The organism is Polynucleobacter sp. MG-Unter2-18, assembly GCF_018687675.1.
In the GTDB taxonomy this organism is placed as follows: domain Bacteria; phylum Pseudomonadota; class Gammaproteobacteria; order Burkholderiales; family Burkholderiaceae; genus Polynucleobacter.
This window is the reverse complement of record NZ_CP061302.1, coordinates 1,112,036-1,134,145: the sequence shown is the minus strand read 5'-3', so window position 1 is coordinate 1,134,145 and position 22,110 is coordinate 1,112,036. Positions and strand designations below refer to the sequence as shown.

At 46.3% G+C, this 22,110-nt stretch carries 22 protein-coding genes and 1 tRNA gene; 18 read left to right on the top strand and 5 right to left on the bottom strand.

From position 1 onward, the window contains the following. Positions 1–8: 8 nt before the first annotated feature. From C2759_RS05955 to C2759_RS05905, 11 genes are all read left to right on the top strand, one after another. Positions 9–668, top strand: a complete 660-nt coding sequence (locus C2759_RS05955; RefSeq protein ID WP_215353847.1) for a tetratricopeptide repeat protein — start codon at positions 9–11, stop codon at positions 666–668. Continuing rightward, on the top strand, positions 668–1,822 hold the full coding sequence (gene bamB, locus C2759_RS05950; RefSeq protein ID WP_215353846.1) for an outer membrane protein assembly factor BamB: 1,155 nt from the start codon (positions 668–670) through the stop codon (positions 1,820–1,822). Before C2759_RS05955 ends, bamB begins: the two co-directional genes overlap by 1 nt. Beyond that, on the top strand, positions 1,819–3,183 hold the full coding sequence (gene der / locus C2759_RS05945; RefSeq protein ID WP_215353845.1) for a ribosome biogenesis GTPase Der: 1,365 nt from the start codon (positions 1,819–1,821) through the stop codon (positions 3,181–3,183). The genes bamB and der overlap by 4 nt, the downstream gene beginning before the upstream one ends. 178 nt (positions 3,184–3,361) lie before the next feature. Next, entirely contained in the window at positions 3,362–3,604 is a 243-nt protein-coding gene (gene hfq / locus C2759_RS05940; protein ID WP_046330286.1) for an RNA chaperone Hfq, read from the top strand. Next, positions 3,564–4,838 carry a GTPase HflX gene (gene hflX, locus C2759_RS05935; protein ID WP_256441194.1) on the top strand — a complete coding sequence of 425 codons (1,275 nt, stop codon included), beginning with the start codon at positions 3,564–3,566 and terminating at the stop codon, positions 4,836–4,838. Before hfq ends, hflX begins: the two co-directional genes overlap by 41 nt. After that, positions 4,831–6,345: an FtsH protease activity modulator HflK gene (gene hflK, locus C2759_RS05930; protein ID WP_215353844.1), complete on the top strand. Its 1,515-nt coding sequence runs from the start codon at positions 4,831–4,833 to the stop codon at positions 6,343–6,345. The genes hflX and hflK overlap by 8 nt, the downstream gene beginning before the upstream one ends. Next, entirely contained in the window at positions 6,345–7,217 is an 873-nt protein-coding gene (gene hflC / locus C2759_RS05925; protein ID WP_215353843.1) for a protease modulator HflC, read from the top strand. The genes hflK and hflC overlap by 1 nt, the downstream gene beginning before the upstream one ends. A gap of 18 nt (positions 7,218–7,235) precedes the next feature. Continuing rightward, positions 7,236–8,399, top strand: coding sequence for an ATP phosphoribosyltransferase regulatory subunit (locus C2759_RS05920; protein ID WP_215353841.1), 1,164 nt, complete (start codon positions 7,236–7,238; stop codon positions 8,397–8,399). A 51-nt stretch (positions 8,400–8,450) separates the two neighbouring features. Next, positions 8,451–9,791 carry an adenylosuccinate synthase gene (locus C2759_RS05915; RefSeq protein WP_215353839.1) on the top strand — a complete coding sequence of 447 codons (1,341 nt, stop codon included), beginning with the start codon at positions 8,451–8,453 and terminating at the stop codon, positions 9,789–9,791. Between the two features lie 61 nt (positions 9,792–9,852). After that, positions 9,853–12,069, top strand: a complete 2,217-nt coding sequence (locus tag C2759_RS05910) for a malate synthase G (RefSeq protein ID WP_215353837.1) — start codon at positions 9,853–9,855, stop codon at positions 12,067–12,069. Positions 12,070–12,160: 91 nt separating this feature from the next. After that, on the top strand, positions 12,161–12,664 hold the full coding sequence (locus C2759_RS05905) for a hypothetical protein (protein WP_215353835.1): 504 nt from the start codon (positions 12,161–12,163) through the stop codon (positions 12,662–12,664). A gap of 98 nt (positions 12,665–12,762) precedes the next feature. On the opposite strand, the gene C2759_RS05900 is transcribed toward C2759_RS05905, so the two are convergent. Next, a complete protein-coding gene (locus C2759_RS05900) occupies positions 12,763–12,918 on the bottom strand; it encodes a hypothetical protein (protein WP_215353834.1) in 156 nt (51 codons plus the stop codon). A 42-nt stretch (positions 12,919–12,960) separates the two neighbouring features. Next, on the bottom strand, positions 12,961–13,485 hold the full coding sequence (locus C2759_RS05895; RefSeq protein WP_215353832.1) for a hypothetical protein: 525 nt from the start codon (positions 13,483–13,485) through the stop codon (positions 12,961–12,963). An 80-nt stretch (positions 13,486–13,565) separates the two neighbouring features. Between C2759_RS05895 and C2759_RS05890 the strand changes: the two genes are divergently transcribed. Genes C2759_RS05890 through C2759_RS05870 form a run of 5 tightly spaced genes read left to right on the top strand, consistent with a single transcriptional unit; the run spans position 13,566 to position 17,028 of the window. Next, positions 13,566–14,795: an MFS transporter gene (locus C2759_RS05890; protein WP_251366916.1), complete on the top strand. Its 1,230-nt coding sequence runs from the start codon at positions 13,566–13,568 to the stop codon at positions 14,793–14,795. A 29-nt stretch (positions 14,796–14,824) separates the two neighbouring features. Beyond that, the gene (locus C2759_RS05885) at positions 14,825–15,511 is read left to right on the top strand and encodes a dienelactone hydrolase family protein (RefSeq protein ID WP_215356678.1); all 687 of its coding nucleotides are present in this window, start codon (positions 14,825–14,827) and stop codon (positions 15,509–15,511) included. 24 nt (positions 15,512–15,535) lie between these two features. Continuing rightward, positions 15,536–16,033, top strand: a complete 498-nt coding sequence (locus tag C2759_RS05880; RefSeq protein ID WP_215353830.1) for a hypothetical protein — start codon at positions 15,536–15,538, stop codon at positions 16,031–16,033. A gap of 41 nt (positions 16,034–16,074) precedes the next feature. Then, positions 16,075–16,836, top strand: coding sequence for a class II aldolase/adducin family protein (locus C2759_RS05875; protein ID WP_215353829.1), 762 nt, complete (start codon positions 16,075–16,077; stop codon positions 16,834–16,836). A 9-nt stretch (positions 16,837–16,845) separates the two neighbouring features. Then, positions 16,846–17,028 (top strand): 4-oxalocrotonate tautomerase, encoded by a 183-nt coding sequence (locus tag C2759_RS05870; protein ID WP_215304222.1) that lies wholly within the window; start codon positions 16,846–16,848, stop codon positions 17,026–17,028. A 160-nt stretch (positions 17,029–17,188) separates the two neighbouring features. Here C2759_RS05870 and C2759_RS05865 read toward each other — a convergent pair. Continuing rightward, a tRNA-Leu gene (locus C2759_RS05865) sits at positions 17,189–17,275 on the bottom strand. A gap of 144 nt (positions 17,276–17,419) precedes the next feature. Between C2759_RS05865 and rnr the strand changes: the two genes are divergently transcribed. Next, positions 17,420–19,822: a ribonuclease R gene (gene rnr / locus C2759_RS05860; protein WP_215353827.1), complete on the top strand. Its 2,403-nt coding sequence runs from the start codon at positions 17,420–17,422 to the stop codon at positions 19,820–19,822. A 28-nt stretch (positions 19,823–19,850) separates the two neighbouring features. Next, entirely contained in the window at positions 19,851–20,606 is a 756-nt protein-coding gene (rlmB, locus tag C2759_RS05855) for a 23S rRNA (guanosine(2251)-2'-O)-methyltransferase RlmB (RefSeq protein WP_215325064.1), read from the top strand. Here rlmB and trxC read toward each other — a convergent pair. Together trxC and tal are read right to left on the bottom strand one after the other, a co-directional pair. Beyond that, positions 20,599–21,021: a thioredoxin TrxC gene (gene trxC, locus C2759_RS05850; protein WP_215353824.1), complete on the bottom strand. Its 423-nt coding sequence runs from the start codon at positions 21,019–21,021 to the stop codon at positions 20,599–20,601. The genes rlmB and trxC overlap by 8 nt on opposite strands. Before the next feature lie 30 nt (positions 21,022–21,051). Beyond that, positions 21,052–22,020 (bottom strand): transaldolase, encoded by a 969-nt coding sequence (gene tal, locus C2759_RS05845; RefSeq protein WP_215353822.1) that lies wholly within the window; start codon positions 22,018–22,020, stop codon positions 21,052–21,054. Between the last annotated feature and the right edge of the window lie 90 nt (positions 22,021–22,110).

The window sequence follows — 22,110 nt, the reverse complement described above, 5'->3', positions numbered from 1 at the left end:
GGATTGACATGCCTTTAGACCTAGAAGAACAAGAACAATTAGATCAACTCAAAGCGTTTTGGCAAAAGTATCGCAATCTGATCACCGGCGTGGTCACGGCTGCTTTATTTGCCTATGCGGGATATAACGGATATCAATGGTGGCGTTCTAGCCAAGCTGCGGCCGCATCCCAGTTATACGAGACCATGGTTACTGCGATTAACAAGGGCGATAAAGATCAAACTTTACTTGCCGCTGATGATTTGCAAAAACAGTTCTCTAGTACGCCCTATGCTGCAATGTCTAGTTTAGTAGCTGCGAAGATTGCCGCTGATGCGGGTGACTCAGCCAAAGCAATCGATTATTTGCGCTGGGCCACCAAGAATGCATCTGACCAGGGATATTTAGCCTTAGCTAAGTTACGCTTAACAGCTCAATTAATTGAGTTGGGTACTGAAAAGGATTTTGCAGAAGCGGATGCCCTATTGAAAGAAAAGCCAGTTTCAGGTTTTGAGGCCCTGTGGTCAGAGCGTCGCGGAGATTGGTATTTAGCTCAAAAGAATACGGCTGAAGCACGCAAGAGCTATGAGGCTGCATGGAAGCAGTTAAATGATTCAAAAGAATTCCCTGAAGAGGCACGTCGTCTCTTGAAGGTTAAATTAGATGCCGTCGGAGGAGTAGCTCAGTGATGATGGATTGCAAACGCGTAGCAAAACTAGCAAGTACAGCTTTAGTACTAGGCTCAGTGGTAGTGGCCCTAGTAGCTTGTTCAGGCGGCTCGCGTGTGCGCAAGCCTGCTGAGCTAGTTCCTGTTAGCAATCAATTTGATTTTGCTCCCGTATGGACAACCAGCGTAGGTTCATCTGAGCCATTTAATTTTCATCCTGCGGTAGCGGGTGATGCTGTTTACGCTGCTTCTCATCGCGGTAATCTTGCCAAGATTGATTTACGTACTGGTCAAAAAGTATGGGAAGTATCTGTGCCAGATCGTCTATCGATTGGACCTGGATCGGATGGCCGCACTACGGCGGTAGTCACCACCAAAGGAACAGTCTTTGCTTATGATGACGCTGGCAAGCCCATTTGGAATGTCAGCGTTGGCAGCGAGGTCCTATCAGAGCCAGTGGTTGCTGGTGGTGTAGTCATCATTCGTACCTTAGATAATCGCTTTGTGGGTTTTGATGCTCAGACAGGTGTGCGTAAGTGGACTTATCAACGTCAACAATCTGCTCTGTCATTGCGCGTTGGCTACGGCATGCTTGCCATTGGTAATGAAGTGATTGTGACTGGATTTTCCGGGGGACGCTTTGGGATGATTGCGATTGCGAATGGCGGTCTAGTTTGGGAAACTCCAGTTTCGTTTCCAAAAGGATTCTCTGAAATTGAGCGCCTCAATGATGTGACTGCTAAGCCAAGTATGGAAGGCGAAATCATTTGCGCCGTCTCTTATCAGGGTCGCGTAGGTTGTGGTCAAGCGCGCACAGGTAATTTATTGTGGTTCAAAGATTATTCAAGCTATACCGGTACAGCGCAAAGTCCTGATTTGGTTTTCTCCTCAAACGAAAAATCGCATGTTACTGCATTTGCGGTGAAAGATGGTTCACAAGCTTGGGAAAATACGCAGCTGACATTTAGAGATGTTGGTGAGCCGATGGCAGTTGGTAAGGTATTACTCGTTGGTGATGCGCAAGGTTATGTGCATGCACTCTCACAAGCGAATGGTGAAATGCTGGCACGCATTCGTCATGACAGTAGTCCCATCACAGCTGCACCGATTGCGGTGAACGGCCTCATCTTGGTTCAGTCTCAAGGTGGAAAACTAGCGGCGTACAGTCCAAAATGAATCCAGTAATTACTATTGTCGGTCGTCCTAACGTTGGCAAATCGACACTGTTTAATCGGCTTACACGTTCACGTGACGCATTGGTTGCTGACTTCTCAGGTTTAACTCGAGACCGTCACTACGGTAAAGGTCGCATTGGCGAACGGGCATTTATATGCGTAGACACCGGCGGTTTTGAGCCTGTAGCGAAGACTGGCATTGTGGCCGAGATGGCCAAGCAAACCAAGCAAGCTGTTGCGGAATCGGACATCATTATTTTCTTGGTGGATGGCCGTTTGGGTATGGCTCCACAAGACCGTGTGATTGCGGATTTCTTGCGCAAGACGGGTAGACCGATCATCCTAGCGGTGAACAAGACTGAAGGTATGCAGTCTGGTGTGGTCACTGCAGACTTCCATGAACTGGGCTTAGGTGAACCATTTCCGATTTCATCGGCGCACGGTGATGGTGTACGCGGTTTGATTGATGATGCTTTGGATTCTTTAGGCATACCAGAGCCAGAACCAGAAGAGCAAGAAAACGATCCCAATCGCCCAATGAAGATTGCGGTAGTGGGTCGTCCTAACGTTGGTAAATCCACTCTGATCAATAAATTGATTGGTGAAGAGCGTGTGATTGCATTTGATATGCCAGGTACAACGCGCGATGCAATTGAAGTGCCCTTTGAGCGCAATGGTAAGCCTTATATCCTCGTAGATACTGCAGGTCTGCGTCGTCGTGGAAAAGTATTTGAAGCGATTGAGAAGTTCTCAGTGGTTAAAACATTACAGGCGATTGCAGATTGCAATGTCGTCATTCTGATGCTCGATGCCCAACAAGATATTTCTGAGCAAGACGCTCATATTGCTGGGTTTATTGTGGAGGCAGGACGTGCATTAGTAGTCGCCGTGAATAAGTGGGACGGTCTTGATTCTTACGTCAAAGAGCGCGCGCGTTTAGAGATCGCTCAAAAATTACGCTTTCTTGATTTTGCAAATGTACATCCGATTTCTGCCAAGAAGGGTACTGGTCTCAAAGAGCTATTTAAAGACGTTGATCTAGCTTATGCCGCAGCCATGGCTAAATTACCAACCCCTAAACTCACTCGCATTCTGCAAGATGCTATTGAGCACCAGCAGCCTAAGCGCGTGGGCATGGGTCGTCCAAAATTACGCTATGCCCACCAGGGCGGTATGAATCCCCCGATTGTGGTGATTCATGGCACATCCTTGAGTGGTGTAACCGACAGCTATAAGCGCTATCTTGAAGGTCGCTTCAGAGAGGTCTTTAAGTTAACGGGTACCCCATTACGTATTCAGATGAATACCGCTAAAAACCCTTATGTTGATGCGGACAAGGGTAAAAAAGGTAAAAAGAAGTAAAAAAGTAAAAATAGCGCTACAGTTTTAATTGTGTTTTAAGTGGGGGGACTTGTTTTTTGAATGTCAGACCCCTTATGTTGGAGACAGGTAGTTGTTTTAGCATTGCCTAGCAGTTAAATAGTAGATAAAAAAGCAAGACTCCCAAAATAGCAGCAAATAAAAACCATTAAGGAGCAGTATGAACAACAGCAAAACCCAATTACTTCAGGATCCTTTCCTCAATGCCCTGCGCAAAGAGCATGTGCCTGTTTCCATCTATCTGGTTAATGGCATTAAGTTGCAAGGTAATATTGAATCGTTTGATCAATACGTGGTGCTCTTGCGTAACACCGTAACTCAGATGGTTTACAAGCACGCTATTTCTACGATTGTTCCTGCTCGTGCAGTGGAGTTCCGCACGGAAGAAGCTAGCTCTGTTTAAAACGGGTGTAGATGCGGCGCGTGCCGTTCTGGTTGGAGTCGATACAGGCCGCGAAGATTTTGCGGACAGCATGGCAGAACTCAGCCTGCTCGCACAGAGTGCCGGCTCTATACCCATTACTAGTGTGATTGCCCGTAAGGGTAAAACTGATCCCGCTTTATTTATCGGCTCCGGCAAAGCGAACGAAGTTAAAAAAGCGATGGAAGAGCAAGGTGCCGAATTAGTCATCTTTAACCATCCTTTATCTCCAACTCAGCAACGCAATTTAGAGCGCCATATTGGCTTTCATGTCATGGACCGAACAGGTCTCATTTTGGACATCTTTAGCCAAAGAGCACAAAGTCATATTGGTAAAACGCAGGTTGAGTTAGCCCAGGTTCGCTACCGCATGTCTAGATTAGTGCGTGCCTGGAGTCACTTAGAGCGTCAACGGGGCGGTATTGGTGTGCGTGGCGGTCCTGGTGAAACTCAGATGGAGTTAGACCGACGAATGCTGGCGACCAAGGCGAAGCGTCTAGAGCTGGAGTTGGAGAAGCTTCAGCGCCAGCAAAGAACCCAAAGAAGAGCCCGCAATCGCAAGGATGTCTTTTCAGTTTCGCTGGTGGGTTACACCAACGCCGGTAAATCCACCTTGTTTAATGCCCTTACAAAAGCAGGGACTTATGCGGCAGATCAGTTATTTGCAACCCTGGATACAACCTCCCGTAAAGTCCATTTAGACGGTGTGGGTTCAATAGTGGTTTCCGATACCGTAGGTTTCATCCGTGAGTTACCGCACCAACTGGTGGAGGCATTTAGGGCTACCTTGGATGAAACGATTCATGCAGATCTGATTCTGCACGTGATTGACGCCTGTAGCCCAGTCGCAAGGGAGCAAAAGGCCGAAGTAGAGGCTGTTTTACGGGAAATTGGGGCCGATGACATCCCCCGTATCGAGATCATGAACAAGATTGATCAGATGCCCCAGACCTTTACGGAAGGGGCTGTCCTGACTCGCGATTCTGAGGGAATTCCGAGCCAGGTTTTCCTCTCTGCCAGAACTGGCCTAGGCCTTGATTTATTGCGCTCAGCCCTTGCTGAATGCTCTCAAATGACTGATAGAATAAGGGTCGAGCAGAATCGCGCCAAAGTTCAAATGAACCCAGACGAGTTTTTAGCTCCTTTACCAGAACGACCAGAAACTTCCGAATTTAATCCGATACCTAACCGTAAGTACTCACCAAACGATGCGTAAATTTCTCGAACTGTTTTCGATCAATGATCCAGGCTGGGGTAATAGCCAACCTGGTAGCGGATCTAAAGATGCTAAAGAGGGTCAAGGTTCTGATCAGGCTCCAAAAGGAGATCCTGCAAATCCGGGGTCAGATAAGCCTGTTGAAACTCAACCTCAAAATCAGCCTGCGCGACCAAATGGCCCTCCAGACTTAGATGAGTTATGGCGTGACTTTAATGATCGCCTAAGCGGAATCTTTGGCGGTAAGAAAAAGCCAGGTTCCACATCAGGCGCACCAGCGAATAAGCCAAACAGTGCTGATATTCCTCCGCCATCACAACGTGGCAACGGTGGCGGCAACGGCAGTGGCAATGGCGGCGGTGGTTTTAATGTGCCCAACTTTAATTTCACTAACCCCTTTGGTTCCAAATTCACAGTGATCATGGCTGCAGGCGGCGTAGTAGTGCTGTGGATTTTTAGTGGTTTCTACATCATTCAAGAAGGCCAGTCAGGCGTGGTTACCACTTTTGGTAAGTATGCTTACACCGCAGGTCCTGGTATTAACTGGCGCATGCCTTGGCCCGTGCAGACTGAGCAAATCGTCAACGTCTCGGGAGTGCGTTCTGTCGAGGTTGGTCGTTCCATTTTGATTAAAGCAACTAATCAAAAAGACACTTCCATGCTCACTGAAGACGAAAACATCATTGATGTGCGTTTTGCAGTTCAGTACCGCTTAAAAGATCCAACTGACTATTTGTTTAATAATCGCGATCCCGATACCACCGTGGTTCAAGCTGCGGAAACTGCAGTACGTGAAATTGTGGCGCGTAGCAAGATGGATACCGTTTTGTATGAAGGTCGCGAAAAGATTGCAATTGATTTAGCTGCCTCGATACAGAAAATTCTGGATAGTTATAAAACCGGTATTTATGTGACCAGCGTGACTGTTCAAAACGTTCAGCCGCCTGAGCAAGTACAAGCTTCATTTGATGATGCTGTCAAGGCCGGCCAAGATCAGGAGCGCCTGAAGAGTGAAGGTCAGGCATATGCGAACGACATCATTCCACGTGCAAAGGGTACGGCTGATCGACTCATTCAAGAAGCCGAAGGATATAAGGCTAGAGTAGTCGCAACCGCAGAGGGTGATGCAAATCGCTTCAAGCAAGTCCAGACTGAGTATGCAAAAGCGCCTGGCGTGACGCGTGACCGTATGTACATTGATAGCATGCGAGAGATGTATAACAACGTGTCTAAAGTTTTGGTAGACACTACAAAGAGCAACAGCATGCTGTATTTGCCTCTGGATAAAATCATTGCCCAAGTCAGCGCAGAAAGCACGCAAGTCGCTACTGGTCAGGCGCCAGCTACAACGCCTACTGGATCTGTAACCGTGGGTGGTGCGACGGGCAATCCAGCAGCGCCATTTAGTAACAATACAACTAGCCCAAGCCCAAGCAACACCTCAGGCATTGGTGCTTCCGAAAAACGTGACGGCCTGAGAAACCGTGATAGAGGGGATGCAAGATAATGAATGCAAATCGTCTCTTAGCCGCTATAGCTGGTCTGATCGGCCTTTTCTATGTACTGACTTCTAGTATTTTTGTAGTCGATCAGCGTAACTACGCAGTGGTGTTTTCATTCGGGCAAATTGTGCGGGTAATTGAGCAGCCTGGCTTGCAAGCTAAGCTTCCAGCGCCTTTTGAAAACGTACGCTTTTTTGATCGTCGTATTTTGACGATTGATACTCCGGAAGCGGAGCGCTTTATTACTTCTGAGAAGAAAAACCTCTTGGTAGATTCTTATGTGAAGTGGCGCATTGTTGATCCTCGCAAGTTCTTTGTTAGCTTTAAAGGTGATGAACGCTTGGCACAGGATCGCTTAACTCAGTTAGTGCGCTCTGCCTTAAACGAAGAATTCACCAAACGCACAGTTAGAGAGATCATTTCAGATCAACGTGAACAAGTGATGCAGGGCATTCGTAAAAAGGTAGCTGATGATGCATCTGATATCGGCGTTGAAATAGTTGACGTTCGCCTCAAGCGCGTAGATCTCTTGGCTGAAATCAGCGACTCCGTCTACCGACGGATGGAAGCGGAGCGTAAACGCGTTGCTAATGAGTTGCGCTCCACCGGTGCCGCAGAGTCAGACAAGATTCGCGCTAATGCAGAGCGTCAACGTGACACGATTTTGGCTGAAGCCTATCGTGAAGCGCAGAAAATTAAAGGTTCTGGTGATGCTAAAGCAACCGCTTTATATGCCGATGCATTTGGACGCGATCCTCAGTTTGCTCAGTTCTATCAGAGTCTTCAGGCCTACCGAAGTTCCTTCAAGGATAAGAGGGACGTGATGGTGGTTGAACCTAATGGCGAGTTCTTTAAATTCATGAACAAAAAAAATTAAGAGTGAATGTTGCAAATCATGAATCGCTGGTTACTTCCTGAAGATATTGCTGATGTTTTGCCAGCCGAGGCTCGCAAGGTTGAAACACTGCGTCGCGCCATTTTGGATTTGTATCAATCCTATGGCTATGAACTAGTTGCTCCGCCTATATTGGAGTTCCTAGATTCTTTGCTTACTGGCACTGGTTCAGATCTGAATTTGCAAACATTTAAATTGGTTGATCAGTTATCTGGCCGAACATTGGGCCTGCGTGCCGATATGACTCCGCAAGTTGCGCGTATTGATGCCCACTTACTTAATCGTAAGGGCGTAACCCGCCTTTGCTATGCGGGCTCTGTTGCTCATGCTCGTACTCCAGTGGGTAGCTCTGCTCGCGAAGAATTGCAACTGGGCGCAGAGATTTATGGATGCGCTACTTGGGAAGCGGATTTCGAGGCAGTTTCTTTACTGCTAGAAACTTTGCGTGTGGCAGGGCTGAATAAGGTGTACCTTGATCTTTCGCATGCGGGTGTGCTCGAAGGCATTCTGGATGGGCAAGTTAAAGACAAGGGTGATGTTGAAGCTCTGTATAGCTTGTTGCAAAGCAAAGATCGCCCACGCTTGGCGAATTGGTCTAAATGCTTGCCGACCAAGTCCGCTGAAGCTTTAATGGCTCTTACTGAATTAAATGGTCCCTGTGCTCAAGTATTAGCTGGCGCTAGAAAGTCTTTGCCGAAACATCCATTGATTGATGAGGCCTTGGCCCAATTGGAAAATTTGGCTGCAGAAACTAATGCCCTTCCAGGTAATGTTGAGCTCAGTATCGATCTGGCCGATTTGCGTGGATATCAATATCACAGCGGCGTGATGTTTGCTGCTTATGTTGATCAGTTGCCACAGCCAATTGCTAGAGGCGGCAGATACGATCACGTTGGTCAGGCATTTGGACGATCCCGTCCTGCGACTGGCTTTTCAATGGATTTATTGACCTTGGCTAATCTTGCGCCTGTAGCGCAAAGAAAACCCGCTATCGTAGCGCCTTGGACTTTGGAGGCTGGACTTGCTGGCAAGATTGCCGAGTTACGCAATGCTGGTGAAGTGGTCATCCAGACGCTTGGCGGTGATGATGTAGAAACCGCCGAATATCTTTGTGATCGTGAGTTAGTAAAGCAAGATAGCGCATGGGTGGTAAAAAAGAAGTAATCGGCTTTATTAACAACACACTAATTCTGTAATTATCTTTTGGATTTCATTATGTCTTTAAAGCAACAAGCTCATGGTCGTAACGTCGTTGTCATTGGTACCCAGTGGGGTGACGAGGGCAAGGGCAAAGTAGTCGATTGGTTAACTGACCATGCGCAAGCTGTCGTACGTTTTCAGGGTGGACATAATGCTGGCCATACGCTGATTATTGGCGATAAAAAAACAATTTTGCGTTTGATTCCCTCCGGAATCATGCATAAGAACGTGATTTGCTACATTGGTAATGGTGTTGTGCTTTCTCCAGAGGCGCTCTTCAAAGAAATCGGTGAGTTAGAAGCTGCCGGCTTGGATGTGCAGTCCCGTTTGAAGATTTCTGAAGCAACCACTTTAATCTTGCCGTATCACGTAGCCATAGATCATGCCCGTGAGAAAAAACGGGGTGATGCCAAGATTGGAACTACGGGTCGCGGTATCGGACCGGCTTACGAAGATAAAGTAGCTCGACGCGCTCTACGCGTCCAAGATTTGTTTTATCCAGAAAAGTTTGCTGCGCAATTGCGTGAAAACTTGGAGTATCACAACTTCATGCTCACAAACTACTATGGGGCTGAGCCAGTCGATTTTCAAAAGACTTTAGAAGAGGCCATGTCTTATGCAGAGCGCATCAAGCCGATGGTGGTCGATGTCTCTAGCGCTTTATATGCAGCAGAGCAAGCTGGTCAAAATTTATTATTTGAAGGTGCACAAGGCACTTTGCTCGATATTGATCATGGCACCTATCCGTACGTGACTTCCAGTAACTGCGTTGCTGGTAATGCAGCTGCGGGATCTGGTGTCGGTCCAGACTCATTGCAATATATCTTGGGTATTACTAAGGCTTATTGCACACGTGTTGGCGCTGGCCCATTCCCAAGTGAGTTATATGACTTTGATAACCCAGCCAAGCAAGATCCAGTTGGCATCCGTTTGGCTGAAGTGGGCAAAGAGTTTGGTTCTGTTACCGGCCGTCCACGCCGTACTGGTTGGCTAGATGCTGCCGCACTGAAGCGTTCTATTCAGATCAACGGCTTATCTGGTTTGTGCATTACTAAGCTTGACGTACTAGATGGCTTTGAGACTATTCGTCTTTGCGTGGGCTATAAGCTTGATGGTCAAAAATTAGATGTATTGCCGCGCGGCGCTGAAGCTGTTGCGCGTTGTGAACCAATTTATGAGGATTTCCCGGGTTGGAAGGGAACTACTTTTGGTATTCGTGAATGGGACAAACTCCCAATAGAGGCACAGAAGTTCCTGCGTCGTATCGAAGAAGTTGCAGGGAAGCCGATCGCCATGGTCTCAACAGGACCTGAGCGCGATGAAACGATTCTTCTACAACATCCATTCAAAGGTTAATAAAGCACTTCCTTTTTCAACTTTTTATATTTAATTTACACATTTGCTTTGGGATTTAGAAATGACAGCACGTACACAATGTAATAGCCTTCAAGTAGCTACACCGCTTTACCGTTTTATTGAAGATAAAGTCTTGCCTGGTACAGGCATTAACAGCGCAGACTTTTGGAAAGGTTTTGACGAGATCGTTAAAGATCTAAGCCCAAAAAATGAAGCATTGCTAGCCAAGCGCGATCGCTTGCAATTGGATTTAGATAAATGGCATCAAACTAATCCTGGTCCAATCAAAGATATGCCTGCTTATCGCAAGTATCTGAAAGAAATTGGTTATATCGATGATGTGCCTGCTAAAGTTTTAGCGACTACTCAGAATGTGGATGATGAGCTAGCTCTCCAAGCTGGTCCACAGTTAGTTGTTCCGGTGCTCAATGCACGCTATGCCTTAAATGCGGCGAATGCGCGTTGGGGCTCTTTGTATGATGCCCTGTACGGCACAGATGTGATCTCTGAAGAAGAGGGCGCTACTAAAGCGGGAGCCTACAACCCAATTCGTGGTGCTAAGGTCGTTGCCTATGCACGTCAGTTTTTAGATCAAGCGGCTCCTTTAGCTAAAGCCTCTTATGGTGATGTAGTTGCCTATAGCGTAGTAGACAAAAAACTGTCTGTGAAACTTAAAGACGGCAGCACAACGGGTTTGACAGATGAGAAGCAGTTTGTTGGTTACCAGGGCGATGCCTCTGCGCCATCATCTGTTTTATTGCGCAATCATGGTATTCATATTGATATTCAAATTGATAAGACTAAAACCATTGGTGCTTCTGATCCTGCTGGTGTAAATGATGTGGTGCTTGAAGCTGCGCTCTCAACTATTTTGGATCTAGAAGACTCGGTAGCAGTTGTTGATGGCGATGACAAAGTGCTTGCTTATGAGAACTGGTTAGGCATTCTCAAGGGTACCTTGGTTGAAGAGGTGAGCAAAGGCGGAAAGACCTTTACTCGTAAACTCAATGCAGATCGTAATTACACTGCAGGTATTGGCGCAGTCAACGCTAAAGATGGCGTTGTTACTTTGCACGGCCGATCACTCTTGTTTCTCCGTAACGTTGGTCACTTGATGACTAACCCAGCCATCATTACTGGCGATGGTAAGGAAATCTACGAAGGCATCTTAGATGCAGTCGTGACGGTATTGATTGCTTTATATGACATCAATCGCCCAGCAACTCAAACTATTGGCAATACACGTAAAGGCTCTGTCTATATTGTGAAGCCAAAAATGCACAGCGCAGAAGAAGTGGCATTTGCTGGTGAGCTCTTTGGTCGGGTTGAGAAATTACTGGGCTTGCCTGAAAACACCGTGAAGTTGGGCATCATGGATGAAGAGCGCCGTATGAGCGTCAACATTAAAGCTGCTATTGCCGCCGCTGGTGCTCGCGTTGCCTTTATTAATACCGGCTTCTTAGACCGCACTGGTGATGAGATGCATACCGGTATGTATGGTGGCGCCATGGTTCGCAAAGGCAGAATGAAGATTGCCAAATGGTTTGGGGCTTACGAGCGCCGTAACGTGTTGGCAGGCTTAGATTGCGGTCTACGTGGTCGTGCACAGATTGGTAAGGGCATGTGGCCTGCACCAGATCTCATGAAAGAAATGGTTGAGCAAAAAGCTGCACATCCTCAAGCTGGAGCTAATACCGCTTGGGTGCCATCGCCTACCGCTGCTACTTTGCATGCAATTCACTATCACCAGGTCGATGTGGCAAAGATCCAAGAGGAGATGGAGAAGCAAGATACTGCAGCTGAGTATGAGGCTTTAATCGATGATCTCTTGACTGTACCAATTGCGCTCTATCCTGATTGGACCAAAGAGGAGATTCGCGAATCCCTGAACAATAATTGCCAAGGTATTTTGGGTTATGTAGTTCGCTGGATTGACCAAGGTGTTGGTTGCTCTAAGGTGCCTGATATTTATAACGTAGGCTTAATGGAAGATCGCGCAACATTGCGTATTTCTAGTCAGCACATTGCTAACTGGTTGCTACATAAGTATGTAACTAAGGCAGAAGTTGAGGAAGCTATGCAACGAATGGCTACTATTGTTGATTCTCAAAATGCTGATGATCCCCTCTATAAGCCGATGATGCCAAACTATAAGGACTCATCCGCCTTTCAAGCTGCAAGTGATCTGATCTTTAAGGGTCTTGAGCAGCCAAACGGGTATACCGAGCCATTGCTGCATGCTTGGCGGTTGAAGGTCAAGCAGGTGCAAGCAAAGTAATCTTTAGTGAGTAGCAAATGAGAATGGATTTGTCGAATGGCAAGTCCATTTTTTCTTTTTGTCAGAGCTTATCTAAACACCTAACCACTCTATGTTTAGTTTCTTAAACCTCTTCACCAGACCATCTAATGCTCGTGGCCAAGAGCTAGGCTTTCAGTTGAATGATGGAGGTAGGGCGCTTGCAGGTTTCAAAACTGGGGCTGGTGACTGCGTGGTTCGAGCGATTGCTATTGCTGCCCATTTGCCTTATTTGCAGGTCTACGAAGATCTTCGTGCTGCTAATGCGGCCTATGCTGATCAAAGAAACGACAAGTTGGCTAGACGGCTCAATGCTAAGGGTGCCTCACCCCGTAACGGCAATCATCGCAATGTTTTTCATGATTACATTCTGTCCCATGGGTTTGATTGGATTCCCACAATGCAGGTTGGCGCTGGTTGTAAAGTGCACTTACTGGCAAATGAGCTACCCTCTGGCAGATTAATTGTGAAAGTTTCTAAGCACTTAACTGCTATAATTGATGGGGTTATCCAAGATACCCACAATCCTTCTCGGGGTGGGTCACGCTGTGTATATGGCTATTACATTTTGCGCTAGGGACGCTTTTGACAAAGAAAAAAGCCTCCAAAATGCAGAGGCTCATTTCTTAATAAATGGCCAAAAATGGCCTAAAACAGTGCTAAATCAGCAATAAATTACCAATTTCCACTAGTTCTACGTGATTTTTGCTCCATCACTTTCGCTTCGCTAAAGGCAGTCGCTAATAAGACAAAGAAATCTTTAATTGCTAGAAAAGGCTTAAAGCTAATAGCTGATGGTTGTTGAAATTGAACTGAGTTTGAATGTGCCATGGTGAGCTCCTTAAGGGTTAACCCTAATGATACACCCTAACTCTATTCATTGCAGAATACGGATGATTTTGTTAAATAAACGCTAGTGTGCCGGTACTTTTGGTCCCAAGCGTTTTTATAGGCTGTAGTCATGCCAATCATGACGGACGTGGTCCATGCTAAGGAAAACAGGCCGCTTAATGAGATAAAAAATGCAAAGCTTTTCCAGCCATCAAGCAATGTATCTGACTCAAAGCCTACGGTTGTGTAGCAGCTTCCTGCAAAGAGAAGGGCATCAATCGGTGTTTTCATAATTCCCAAGCCAATAATGAAAAACGACCAAAAGAGAATTTCCAGCAAGTGGAACATGGCTAGAAATACAAAGGCTGCGTAAAAGTGAAAGAAGACGCGGTTATATTGTTGTTTCGCAAGATTGTTACGGGTAAGGCGCTCAAAGCGCATGTAGACATGGTTAATGGCGCTGCCATGGAATACCAATATAAAGATCAGAAAAACAATTCCCCACGCAGAATCCCGCACTAGGAGTAAAAAAGGGAATTCAGAGTAAGCGGTGATGATGTTATTCATTGGAGTCTGCAGGAGGGCTCAAGCCTTGATTTCTTGGTGGGTTGATAATGGCACATCTCTAATTTCGTGTAAAGAAACCATTGACCGATCATCACATGCCAGGTGGAAAGAAGAAGGAATACTTTTTCTTATTCTCCCTAGCTGGAATTCAGTTCACCCACATCCTAGACTTCATGATCATGATGCCTTTGGGCCCTGAATTTATTCGTGAGCTCAATATCAACACCCATCAGTTCGGGCTATTGCTTTCTTCCTATACTTTTGCCGCAGCTCTTGCCGGCGTCTTTGCTACCTACTTCATAGATCGCTTTGAGAGGCGAGTACTGCTTCTAAGTTTGTATGCTTGTTTCATTATTGCAACCTTAGTCTGTGGTTTGGCACCGGACTACCATTCCCTTTTTATTGCTAGAGCATGTGCAGGCGCATTTGGTGGCATCTTGGGTTCATTAGTTCAAACTATCATTGCGGACTCTATTCCGTTTGAGCGCAGAGGCAAAGCTTTGGGAACAGTGATGTCTGCTTTCTCTGTATCGACTGTAGCGGGAGTTCCCCTCAGTCTATTGTTGGCCAATAACATTCTATACTTAGGTTGGCGAGCGCCATTCTTTTTCATTGCTTTGATATCTAGCCTCATTTTGTATTCGGGGTATCGCAACATTCCCAAAATATCTGGTCACTTGCTGCACTCCCACGAGGGGAGTCGCCTTAGTCAAGTCTGGAATGTCTTTGTCGCCCACCAGCATCTCCGTGCATTCTTTTTTATGGCGCTGATGATGTTGACTGGATTTTCTGTTATTCCTTATATTGCGCTCTATCTTACCTCTAATGTAGGTGTTGATAATTCCTATATTTCTTTGATCTATCTTTGCGGCGGTATTGCTACGCTGATGAGCTCTCGCTGGATTGGCCATCTGGCCGATCGTTATGGCAAGGTTAGAGTATTTAGAATGCTGGCAGTGATCAGCTTGGTGCCATTGCTGGTGACGACTAATTTGATGCCGGTGCCGCTTTGGGTCGTGTTGATTAACTCCACTGCATTTTTTGTCTTAGTTTCAGGTCGCATGATTCCGGCGATGGCAATTGTCAGTCAAATGGTGGATGCCAAAATTCGGGGTACCTTTATGAGTTTGGTGGGCTCTGTGCAAATGTTGGCATCGGGGCTTGCCTCAGTACTCGCGGGCATGGTGGTGACTATTGGTACGGATGGGAAAATGGAGCATTACAACCTAGTTGGTTATGGGGCGGCGGCATGTGGCTTGCTTACCTTCTGGTTGGTGGGCTATATTCATACTGACAAGCAAGCGCAATAAACCAAATTGATTTGAAAAGAAAGATTGTGATGATTTCATTTAAGAGACCAGATGGTAATTCAGTAGAGGCCTATTTAATTGAGCCGGCTAATCCGACTAATGCTCCGGGTGTGGTGGTGATTCAAGAGTGGTGGGGCCTTGACGATGAGATTAAGAATGTTGCCAATCGTTTAGCAAAAGCGGGATACCGTGCTTTAGTCCCGGATCTGTATCGAGGCAAGCTCGCCCTAGAAGCAAATGAAGCAGAGCACCTGATGAATGATCTGAATTTTGGTGATGCTGCCAGTCAAGATATCCGTGGTGCTGTTCAATATCTCAAGGCAACGGGTAGCGCTAAAGTTGCTGTCACCGGTTTTTGTATGGGCGGGGCGCTCACAGTATTGTCTGCTGGCCTTGTTCCAGAATGCGATGGCACGGTGGTTTGGTATGGTTACCCTCCACTGGAGTATGTTGATGCAGCGGCGATCAAAAAGCCGATGTTGGCACACTGGGCGCTGCATGATGATTTTTTCTCTATCGCTTGTGTAGATCAACTGGAAGAAAAGTTAAAAGCAGCTGGAGTGAGTTATGATTTCGAGCGCTATGACGCCAAGCATGCATTTGCTAATCCAAAGTCAGATGCTAGGGGCCTGCCACCATTGCAATACAACCCAGCTGCTGCTGATTTAGCCTGGGAGCGCACAATGATTTTCTTAAAAACTCAGCTCACTCTATAAGCGCCTAATTTACAGATCTGTCCTATGCATCTTTTTGCCGAAAACCTCGCTGTTGAACTTTCTTCTTATTACCGTAATCTTGCCCTAGGGCATGGAGTGATTCCTAAGGTCTTTACCTTGGTTAATGGAGAAGGAAGTCAATACCTCTTTTTTATTGATGACTTGCGCATGAATGCGGAAGAAGAAATTCAATTTTTGGCTTATATCGTGCAAGAGCATGAGGCGGTTTGTTATGCACGTGGCACTTTAGTGGTTCTAGAGAAGTCTCAACAACTCATTGAGTTTGCAGTGATTGATCAAGATGATGCTGAGGCTATTGTGTGCTCCGCCCAATTAACGCGGGATATTGACGATAAGCCGGTTGGGTTAACGGAGTTTGAAAAGATCCTAGCTCCCAAAAAGACAATCTTTTTTAGTGGACTGTTTGAGCCGATCGAGTTATCCGAAGATAGGGCAGAAGAGTTTGAAGGTCTTTGGGAAGAAATGAAACCCAAGATTTTGCATCGCTCTATGGGACTCTAGCTCTTTCATATGACGCCAGGACAACAGCGAGAATATGTTTTATGACGGATAAATTAAATCCACATAATTTCATTGATGACGTCAAGTTCAAGTGTCGCAATGAGACTGAAGAAGAAGTTCGAATCAATTTAGCTGCAGCGTATCGTCTCGCTGCAATGAAGGGTTGGGATGATGGCATCTATACCCATATTTCAGCTTCTGTTCCAAACGAAGAGGGTGCCTATCTCATCAATCAATTTGGTTTGCGCTTTGATGAAGTATTTCCAGAAAATTTAGTCAAGGTGAATCTGGATGGAGAGATTATCTCGGGCATAGGGCCAGTGAACAAATCTGGTTTTGCTATTCATGGGGTGGTACATGCGGCCAGACCAGATGCAGCGTGTGTACTACATTTGCACGTTGATTCTGTGATTGCTATCTCTGCACAAAAGCAAGGTTTATTACCGCTGTCACAGCATGCCTTACGCTTCTATAGCGATATTGAAAGGCATCGCTATCAAGGGTTGGCCTTATCAGCATCTGAGCAAGCAGGACTTATATCAGCTCTTGGAGATAAAAAGGTTTTATTGTTAGAAAATCACGGCAGCATCATCTGTGGAGTCAGCATTCAACAGGTATTTTATTTGATGGACGTATTAGATAAGGCCTGCAAAATTCAAATACTGGCAGGTGCGGCAGAAGGATTGTTAACCCCTGATCCGGCAATTTGCAGGATGACTTATGAACAACTCTGCAGTGATGGTGATGAGGAAGGTCAGATGGAGTGGCCGGCTTATCTAGGTTTGTTAAAAAATAGTGAATAGGAGATATCTATGCCATTAATTCAAGTTCAAATATTTGAGGGTCGCAGCGATGAGGTCAAGCGCGAATACGCCAAGGCGATTACGGAAGCTGCGGTCAAAATTATGGGATGCAGCGCTGAATCAGTGGATGTTATTTATCGGGACGTTAAGAAGTCAGATTGGGCGACTGCAGGCAAGTTATGGAGTGATTGATATTTGCGTATTAATCAATGCCTGAATGTGGAAACCTAAATGGGGCTTGTATTTAAGAATGACGTCCCCATATAGAATTTATGTGCTTTTATGTAGAAACGGCCATTTTTCTCTAAAATGGCCTTGTATTTTCAGACGCAGGGCGCTGTTAAACCTTGTTTGGTGCCCAGGAAGGGACTCGAACCCCCACAACCTTACGATCGCCAGCACCTGAAGCTGGTGCGTCTACCAATTTCGCCACCTGGGCATGCCGTTATTATAAAGGTATGCGCCTTCTGGCCCACTTCTTAACTTGTTTTGGCCTTTCACCCTTCAGACTTGATGGTTTGATACAGTAGGCTAATTCAGAATTTTCATTGAAACATAAGGCATGTATTGCCAAAGGAATTAAATGCGTAAAGCAAAAAACTTGGTGCCACGAGAGGCTGACCGCTTAGGTACAGTCCAGGGTCACCGAGATGGATTTGGATTTGTCATCCCTGATGACGGTGGTGAAGATATTTTTCTTTCTGAAAGAGAAATGTCCCGTGTTATGCATGCAGATAGGGTCAATGTCCGAGTATTAGGAACTGATCGGCGTGGTCGCCCAGAAGGTCAGATCGTCGATGTCATCTTGCATGCTAATAAAGTAGTTATTGGACGTCTCTTAAACGAGAATGGCGTTTTGATTGTTGCGCCGGAAGACAAGCGCATTGGTCACGATATTTTGATTCCACCAAAAGGTCAGGGTAGCGCCAAATTAGGTCAGGTGGTCAGTGTCGAGATCATTGACTATCCAGATAGTTATCGTCAAGCCGTTGGCCGTGTTATCGAAGTTTTGGGTGAAATTGATGATCCTGGTATGGAAATCGAAATCGCCGTTCGTAAATATGGCGTGCCCCACGAATTTTCAGCGGCTGCAAAAAAAGAAGCAGAGGCCTTGCCTGACACTGTTAGACAATCTGATCTTGAAGGTCGCGTGGATTTGCGCGACGTTCCTTTGGTCACTATTGATGGTGCTGATGCGCGTGACTTTGATGATGCCGTGTATTGCGAGCCGCTTATGTTCGGCAAGATTAAGGCCTGGCGCCTGATTGTCGCGATTGCTGATGTATCTCATTATGTCAAGCCAGGACATCCTTTGGATGATGAGGGACTTCTGCGTGCAACCTCAGTGTATTTCCCAAGACGGGTAATACCGATGCTGCCGGAAAAGATCTCAAATGGTCTTTGTTCTTTGAATCCTGATGTTGATCGTTTGTGTATGGTGTGTGATTCTGTAGTAGATCAAAGTGGGGTTGTTTTGGCCTACCAGTTCTACCCAGCAGTGATGCATTCTGTGCAGCGTTTTACATACGATACGGTTTGGGAGATTCTCTCGAACAGCAAAGGTCCTGAGGCAACACGCTTTGCGCAGTTTAGACCTCTACTGACCAATCTTTATTCTCTATACAAAATATTGCTAGATGCACGCCAAAAACGTGGCGCTATTGAGTTTGAAACAACCGAAACTCAAATCATCAGCAATGAGTTGGGTAAGATTTTGCGGATTGAGCCTCGCCTGCGTAATGATGCTCATCGCTTGATCGAAGAATGTATGTTGACGGCAAACGTCTGCGCTGCTGATTTCATTGATAAAAATAAGCATCTCAGTCTCTATCGTGTACACGGTGAGCCTTCCGAAGAGAGATTGATGACTTTGCGCCAGGTTTTACGTACCAGTGGCTTATCTTTAGGCGGTGGTGAAAAGCCGAAACCAAAAGACTATGCCAAGCTTATGCGTGAAATCAAAGAGCGCCCCGATGCCAATATGTTGCAATCGGTTGTTTTGCGCTCTATGCAGCAGGCTATGTACCAGCCTGATAACGAGGGTCACTTCGGTCTTGCTTATCCTGCATATTCCCATTTCACAAGCCCGATTCGTCGCTATCCTGATCTTTTGACCCACCGCGTCATCAAAGCAATTCTGACTAAGAAACCTTACACGCCAGTATTGCCGCCAACGGTTCCCTTAAATCTCACTTTGCCACGCAAAGGTAAGGGTCGCGAAAATGCTGTGAACGCTAAGAAGTCTCACAGTGATGCAAAAGAGGCTGCAGCTAACGGTACACGATTACCTAAATTACCTAAGGGTGCTAACGCGGCAATGCCTATTTGGGGTCAACTAGGTGTGCATTGTTCATCAAATGAGCGTCGTGCAGATGAGGCATCCCGCGATGTAGAGGCTTGGCTTAAGTGCTATTACATGCGCGATCATTTGGGTCAAGAATATGCTGGCACAGTGACTGGGGTAGCTACATTTGGTTTGTTCATACAACTGGAAAATCTCTTTGTTGAGGGCATGATCCATGTGACTGAATTGGGCGGTGATTACTTCCAGTACGATGAAGCCCGTCAAGAATTGCGTGGCGAGAGAACAGGTATTCGTTATCGCTTAGGTGATCGGGTGCACGTTTTAGTCAGTCGAGTGGATCTAGATGCACGTAAGATTGAATTTAGTCTGGTGAAATCGGTTGGCTTAGAGCCTGGTGGCACTACCAATCGTCGTCAAATCATATTGGCTAGCGATACTGGTAGACCTAATAAAAAAGCTGCACCCAAAAAAGGTCGCCCAGGTAGCAAAGAGCCGCAGAAGCATTCTGGTGTGAATGTCAACGCTGCTAAATCTGCTGGTAACCTTGGCGCAAATCAATCCAAGAATCAAGCTGGGCGCACCGCAAGTAAAGTTGCTAAGTCTGGGAAGCCCACAAGACCTGCTGGCAAACCTGCAGGCACAAAACCACCTGTTCGCAGTACTAAAGCGCGTCGCAAATAAGTTTCAATATTAGACGAGATAAGTAAAGATGAAGCAAATATTAGTTGGTTTTCATGCGGTTCAAGCGCGCTTACGAGTGGATGCAGCAAGTTTGAAGTCAGTTTATTTCGATCCTAGTCGGCGTGATCGCCGTATGGGTGATTTTCTCAAGCAGGCTGAAGAAATTCTAGGTGAAAGACTACATGCTGCCGATGCCGAGCGTCTTCATAAGTTGGCGGGACATGATCGCCACCAAGGTGTAGTGGCACTGGCCGAGAAGATGACCATTGCGCGGACCATTACCGAGGTGGTAGAGGATGCGCAAAGTAATCAAAGCAAGGTAATGTTTTTAGTCTTAGATGGTGTTACCGACCCGCATAACTTTGGTGCATGTTTGCGTGTGGCTGATGGTGCTGGTGTAGATGCTGTAGTGATTCCTAAAGATCGTTCGGCCTCAATTAATGCTACTGTGAGCAAAGTGTCGAGCGGTGCTTCTGAGGTAATGCCGGTCATTACTGTTACCAATCTGGTTCGAAGCATGAAAGAAATGCAAGAAGCAGGTGTTTGGCTCATCGGTACCGATGATGAAGCTGAAAAATCGATCTATGACTTAGATTTGACTGGTCCCATCGGTATTGTTATGGGTGCAGAGGGTGAGGGCATGCGCCGCTTAACTCGCGAGACTTGTGATGAGTTGGTACGTATCCCGATGAAGGGTGTTGTAGAGAGCCTGAATGTATCCGTTGCCAGTGGCGTCTGCTTGTATGAGGCACTCAGGCAGCGTTTATCCAAAGAGCCTAAGTAGTCAACTGTTTCACAAATTGATCTAGTTGGGCTGGAGGCAGGGCACCACTAACACGGTGCACTTCTTTACCACCTTTGAATCCTGCTAGGGTCGGAATTGATCGGATATTCCATTGCGATCCAAGTAGTTGCTCTGCCTCGGTATTGACTTTCACAAACAAAACTTGATTTGCATAAGTAAGGGCGCTTGCCTGAAAGGTCGGACCAAACATCTTGCAAGGTCCGCACCATGGCGCCCAGAAATCCACTATGACTGGCATTGCGGATTGAGTTACCAGTTCGCTAAAGTTTGCCGCAGTGGCATTAATGGGTAGCGATAGGAGTTCTTGTTGACAGGCTCCGCAGACAGGCGTTTGATTGAGCTTTTCAGCAGGAACGCGATTTCCTTTATTGCAATGCGGGCAATGAATAATCATCTTGACTCCTCAGTCTAGCAATTGACAGAATTAGTTACTTAAGAGCGCTTCTAGTTTCTCAGTATCAATACAGAAATTCCTAATTCCTTCGGCTAGTTTTTCTGTAGCCATTGCATCATGATTTAACTGCAATCTAAAGTTTGACTCATCTAGCTTGAGTGCAAGGATATGTTCGCTGGCAAGTGCGCTAGCCGCATTGCTAGCGTTCAGTTTTTTCTCGACTACAGCAGTGCTTTTTTGTAGATCGCCCAATAGCTCTGGGCTAATAGTGAGTAAGTCACATCCGGCCAGCTCTAATATTTGACTGGTATTGCGGAAGCTAGCGCCCATGATTTCGGTATTGATTCCGAAATGCTTGTAATAGTGGAAGATGCGCTTGACCGATGTAACTCCGGGATCATTTGCTCCGCCATTGTGTTCATCACTCCAATTACTGCCAAGTTTGGCTTTGTACCAATCGGTAATTCGCCCTACAAAAGGGGAAATCAATTTCGCATTGACTGCACCGCAAGCTGCCGCTTGCACCAAAGAGAAGAGGAGTGTCATATTGCAGTGAATGCCTTCTGACTCTAAAGCTTTGGCTGCCTCAATTCCTTCCCATGTTCCAGCTAGCTTAATCAAGACCCGTTTACGCTCAATTCCGTGTGATTCATACAGCGAGATGAGGTGCTTAGCCTTCTGAATGGTTGCCTGAGTATCAAAAGAAAGGCGGGCATCAACTTCAGTCGAAACTCTGCCAGGGACGATCTTTAATATCTCCAGACCAAAAGCCACCAGGATATGGTCAACTAAATCGACGGGTTTGATGCCAGGGTGCGCTGATTTGACTTGATTTACCAAGGCCTGATAGTTGGCTTGCTGGGCGGCCTTCAGAATCAGGGATGGGTTGGTAGTGGCGTCTTGCGGTTGGTATTCCCGCATACACTCAAAGTCGCCGGTATCGGCCACGACGGTGGTGAATTGTTTGAGTTGGCTCAGTGCGCTTGCAGGTGATGTCATGGCTATTTGCAATACTCTCGATGTATTAATCAGATGAAACAGTTTGAATATCATATGATAGATGGATAAATCAGGCTGTTCCAGTACAGA

Bases quoted from the DNA above. Each gene is read 5' to 3' on its own strand.
- C2759_RS05895 (WP_215353832.1), bottom strand. From the start codon at position 13,485: ATGAATAACATCATCACCGCTTACTCTGAATTCCCTTTTTTACTCCTA.
- C2759_RS05885 (WP_215356678.1), top strand. From the start codon at position 14,825: ATGATTTCATTTAAGAGACCAGATGGTAATTCAGTAGAGGCCTATTTA.
- rlmB (WP_215325064.1), top strand. From the start codon at position 19,851: ATGAAGCAAATATTAGTTGGTTTTCATGCGGTTCAAGCGCGCTTACGA.
- hflK (WP_215353844.1), top strand. From the start codon at position 4,831: ATGCGTAAATTTCTCGAACTGTTTTCGATCAATGATCCAGGCTGGGGT.
- trxC (WP_215353824.1), bottom strand. From the start codon at position 21,021: ATGATTATTCATTGCCCGCATTGCAATAAAGGAAATCGCGTTCCTGCT.
- C2759_RS05955 (WP_215353847.1), top strand. From the start codon at position 9: ATGCCTTTAGACCTAGAAGAACAAGAACAATTAGATCAACTCAAAGCG.
- C2759_RS05870 (WP_215304222.1), top strand. From the start codon at position 16,846: ATGCCATTAATTCAAGTTCAAATATTTGAGGGTCGCAGCGATGAGGTC.
- C2759_RS05880 (WP_215353830.1), top strand. From the start codon at position 15,536: ATGCATCTTTTTGCCGAAAACCTCGCTGTTGAACTTTCTTCTTATTAC.
- hflC (WP_215353843.1), top strand. From the start codon at position 6,345: ATGAATGCAAATCGTCTCTTAGCCGCTATAGCTGGTCTGATCGGCCTT.
- rnr (WP_215353827.1), top strand. From the start codon at position 17,420: ATGCGTAAAGCAAAAAACTTGGTGCCACGAGAGGCTGACCGCTTAGGT.
- C2759_RS05920 (WP_215353841.1), top strand. From the start codon at position 7,236: ATGAATCGCTGGTTACTTCCTGAAGATATTGCTGATGTTTTGCCAGCC.
- C2759_RS05910 (WP_215353837.1), top strand. From the start codon at position 9,853: ATGACAGCACGTACACAATGTAATAGCCTTCAAGTAGCTACACCGCTT.
- hfq (WP_046330286.1), top strand. From the start codon at position 3,362: ATGAACAACAGCAAAACCCAATTACTTCAGGATCCTTTCCTCAATGCC.
- C2759_RS05900 (WP_215353834.1), bottom strand. From the start codon at position 12,918: ATGGCACATTCAAACTCAGTTCAATTTCAACAACCATCAGCTATTAGC.
- bamB (WP_215353846.1), top strand. From the start codon at position 668: ATGATGGATTGCAAACGCGTAGCAAAACTAGCAAGTACAGCTTTAGTA.
- tal (WP_215353822.1), bottom strand. From the start codon at position 22,020: ATGACATCACCTGCAAGCGCACTGAGCCAACTCAAACAATTCACCACC.
- der (WP_215353845.1), top strand. From the start codon at position 1,819: ATGAATCCAGTAATTACTATTGTCGGTCGTCCTAACGTTGGCAAATCG.
- C2759_RS05915 (WP_215353839.1), top strand. From the start codon at position 8,451: ATGTCTTTAAAGCAACAAGCTCATGGTCGTAACGTCGTTGTCATTGGT.
- C2759_RS05905 (WP_215353835.1), top strand. From the start codon at position 12,161: ATGTTTAGTTTCTTAAACCTCTTCACCAGACCATCTAATGCTCGTGGC.
- C2759_RS05875 (WP_215353829.1), top strand. From the start codon at position 16,075: ATGACGGATAAATTAAATCCACATAATTTCATTGATGACGTCAAGTTC.